General features: G+C 49.4%; 3 protein-coding genes and 1 pseudogene. All 4 read right to left on the bottom strand.

The features are described 5' to 3' along the window. Window positions 1-714: pseudogene (locus tag AAHB90_RS32290) on the bottom strand (hypothetical protein); the annotation flags it as partial. Window positions 715-789: 75 nt separating this feature from the next. Beyond that, window positions 790-1,482, bottom strand: coding sequence for a hypothetical protein (locus tag AAHB90_RS32285; protein ID WP_342089460.1), 693 nt, complete (start codon window positions 1,480-1,482; stop codon window positions 790-792). 392 nt (window positions 1,483-1,874) lie between these two features. Further along, the gene (locus tag AAHB90_RS32280; protein WP_342089459.1) at window positions 1,875-2,675 is read right to left on the bottom strand and encodes a hypothetical protein; all 801 of its coding nucleotides are present in this window, start codon (window positions 2,673-2,675) and stop codon (window positions 1,875-1,877) included. 35 nt (window positions 2,676-2,710) lie between these two features. Beyond that, the gene (locus AAHB90_RS32275; protein ID WP_342089458.1) at window positions 2,711-3,562 is read right to left on the bottom strand and encodes a hypothetical protein; all 852 of its coding nucleotides are present in this window, start codon (window positions 3,560-3,562) and stop codon (window positions 2,711-2,713) included. Between the last annotated feature and the right edge of the window lie 121 nt (window positions 3,563-3,683).

Here is a 3,683-nt window from a genome sequence, read left to right as displayed (position 1 = left end):
GTCAGGGGTGGTCGCTGCCGCGCTAGTCCCAAATGTGAATGCTGCATAATTATCAGGTGTAACGCCGTTTGCGGTTATCGTACCAGTCGTAGCCAGCGCACCGGTTGTTCCTCCTGCGTTACCCAGGCTTTCCCATTTAGCTGTGGTTGTATTGTAGCCTACTACTACCAAATTGGCAATCGTTCCCGAGGTCAAAACGGATAAGTTGCTGGCTGCGTCCCAGGAAAGTGTGAGATTTACCGACGATGCTCCATCCACATCCCAATACTCAAGACTGCTTACTGCACTAACTCCGGTCCCCAGATTGCTTACCGGAAACGGTGCGCCTGCCGGCAATGTAGCCGCATTCGGATTCTCAAACCAATAAGCTGCCTTAAAATTGGCCGCCGCTGCCGGGGCTGATATACCGGCCGTACGGAGTTTTGCACCGTTACCTATGGGGAACGTAAAGGCGGTATTGCCGGCTTTCTCGGCATACCCGTCAATATGGGAGCCATCGGATGCTCCCGAGTATGCCGACCCATCGGTAAAGTACACGTTATTAGTTGGTGAGCTCCGGGGTGTAACCAGGTATCCGCTGTTGAATAACAACGATCCATACACTCCATAGTGGCCGCCAGGATGGACCTGGCTCGTACTATGCACACCGCTTCCCTGGCTGTAAGCGCCTGTCCAGGCGCACACCATTAAAAGTAGGACATATAGTTTTTTCATACTTCGTTCATTTAATACGCTTTTTAGAATTTGGCCTCACTGCGTGTTGGGTTTTCCAGGATCAAACGAAGTGTCTTAGTTTTCGACCAGAACTACAAAGTCCATGAGAAGTTGCTGGGATGTTGCGGCATACTCCTGGCAAAATATGGTGAAGTCAGTGGGGTTTTTACCTACGATGATCGGAGGCGTGATGTCGTTGTCCAAATCTGCCTGGTTTCCGGGTTGCGCCTGATTGGAGCTGGATCTCGGCGTCAGTATGACAAAGTAGGTTTTGCCGGCTGGTACCGGGGTAGTGAAAGTCACTTTCCACGATGCGGACCCCTGGTTTGCTTGCCATCCTCCGCCCCATGCCACACCTGAAACTCCTTTTGATCCAGGTAAAACTGTGTGGTTACCGTCGGAAGTTCCGGCTACATCGCCCAGATAAAGGCTACCCGCTGCATAGATTGACAAATTAAATGATCCCACAGTTTGCTGGAAGCGGCGCCACATAGCGCCGTCCCAATAGACAAAGCCTTTTCCGGATGTCGTGTTGGTATTGTATACAAGCAGACCTTCGGTGGGACTGGTAACAGGTGCCGCCTGGGTCAGATCAGGAATACTTAGACGCGGGGGCAAAAGGCCCTTTGTAGCACTCTCAACTTCCAGGGCAGAACTGGAATTAATTGTGCCTGGATTATCTCCAACTTTTACTTGTGCGTAAATTGCAGAAGAGCTGGTCAGCAATACTCCCAGAAAGAGTTTCGAGAAAAGTCTAGATGTGTTCATCGAATTTGGATTTGGTTTGAAAAACTATTTTATTTTTAATTAAACTGTAAGATGTTGGTCGTGAACAATTATTTGCGTGCTGAATAGCTGGTGTAAAAAATAGCATTTTGATTATTTTGATATCTTAAGCCAGGCCAATGATGTCTTGTTTTACAAATATTGGTGCTAAAATCGAAATGAAACCAGACAATGTTTGGTATGTTCAGAGCGAGTTTTGGTATCTATTTGAATTAATTGTTTTGAAATACACAATTATTAGATATTGGTTGCATTTTAGCCAAGCAATGTAAATCTCTATTCTAATTGAAGTTTTATTTTAAATAAAAAGGCTGCCTCGCGTGGTGCGAAGCAGCCTTTTAATAGATAGGGAATGGGAAAGGAATTGAGTGTGGCTATTGAAATAAACCTATGGTTTGTGAAACCAATCTCACGCGGTAATTCGAACCGGAACAACCATTACAAGGTTGCACGGTAAACTTGACCAGATCGCCGGTAAATAATTTGACGGTGAGGTTGTTGCCCAGGCTATAAGTACGATTGCCATTGACACTTCCTGTGTTATTGGAAATTCTTGATTCTGGCACCCCTGTTGAAAAGGATGTTATTACTATGCTCGAATTGAAATTCCCGGCTCCGGAGCCTACAAGATCGACCATGAAATTCTGAGCAATGGTATAATAGCCGTCGACTGGAACTGTAAATACACCACCCGTATTTGCGTTGAATGTATCAAATGTCTCTGTTGTATTCAGATCGCTTCCGGGAAGGTTATTCACATAATTAAAAGGGCCTGGCGAGTAACCCGCCCAAACCAGTGAAAAACCTCCGGAGCCGGATTGTACCGATGAACTCACCCAGCCGAACCCGTCCCAATAGTATTCACCAATACCAGCGGCTGGGTATGCTTTTCCATTAGAAGCTATACCTGAGGTAATGACAGAACTGGTGTTGAAAACGTGCATTCCCATCGAGCTTGCGTCTGCTCCCACGCCGGCGATCGGTGCAAATGTCGTGGTACTTGTGAGTGCGACTTGCGGCATTCTTAACCCCTTATCGGTGCTTTCGATTTCCAGTGCCGATCCCGCCACAATGTTGGCCGGGTTATTGCCTATTTTTACCTGCGCGACAGAAACGCTCTGGAACCCGATTAAAATCGCTGCGATAGCAAGGATGTTTTTGTAAGTTGAATTCATGATTAATTGTTTTTGTGAGATAAGAAAGGTGTAGTTTAATTTTTGAACACCTGAATGATCAGGTTGTTGTTGCCATTGTCAGCCACTGCTTCTCCGCCCGATAGGTCGGGGATGAAAGCCCTAAATGGATAGCCTCCGGGAACAGCCGCCGCGGGGATGGTCAGGTTGGCCGTAATGCTATTCCCCAATGGCGAGGCGGCGATATCGCTGTTGGTGGTCAGCGTGTAGTGAGTACCCGAGTTGGTGATGGTCCATTCGGTGGCCGAAGCGCCAGTGAGGGCAATGGTGGAAGTAGGTGTCGGTTTGTAGATACGGACAGTAATAAGATCAGAGGCAACGGTTCCGGCGCGCACGTTTCTGACGCGAACGGTTACGGGCCTGATGGTTTCAGTATTCGAGAAAGTCACATTGCCCATGATGATAAACGGCCGCAGATCGGGCGTGGTGGCTAGCTCCTGCGTAGAGCCGATGGCGATCTGTGTGATGGCCGCCCCAGCCGGTACGACGCCGGTCAGCGTGCTGTTCTCGGCTACGCCGGTGGCATTGGCCGACCCGCTCAAATCGAGCCATTGGGAGCCATCCAATTCGACGAGCCTGAGGTTTGCTGCCGTGGATTCAAAAGCGGCGACATTGGGGATCGATACAGTCACGTCCAGGTCGCTGGTCGAAGGTGTGACGGCAACCCAGTCCCAGCTGCCAGAGGCATAAACGCATTTGATTGAAGGGGAGGGCGTGGTAGGCGCCTCGCCCAGGTCCGGGGCGTAGGCCACGCTAATGTGGGTAGCTGCATCCAGCGGTGCCGAAATTTGTAGCGTTCTCAGATCACTGGCATCACCTACCGGGAACTTGAAGCTGGTATTACCTATCTTGGAAACATACCCGTCCACATGCTGCGCATCGGTGAGCCCTCCCGTGTAGGAGGCGCCTGCCTGGAACCTGAGCGCGCCCGTAGGCGACTTTTGGTGTAATGGGGGGCAGATAATTGGTAGGTAGTTATTGCGGACTTAA

The sequence above is a fragment of the Dyadobacter sp. OTU695 genome, from assembly GCF_038440355.1.
Lineage (GTDB): Bacteria > Bacteroidota > Bacteroidia > Cytophagales > Spirosomataceae > Dyadobacter.
This window is presented reverse-complemented; position numbering and strand designations above follow the sequence as displayed.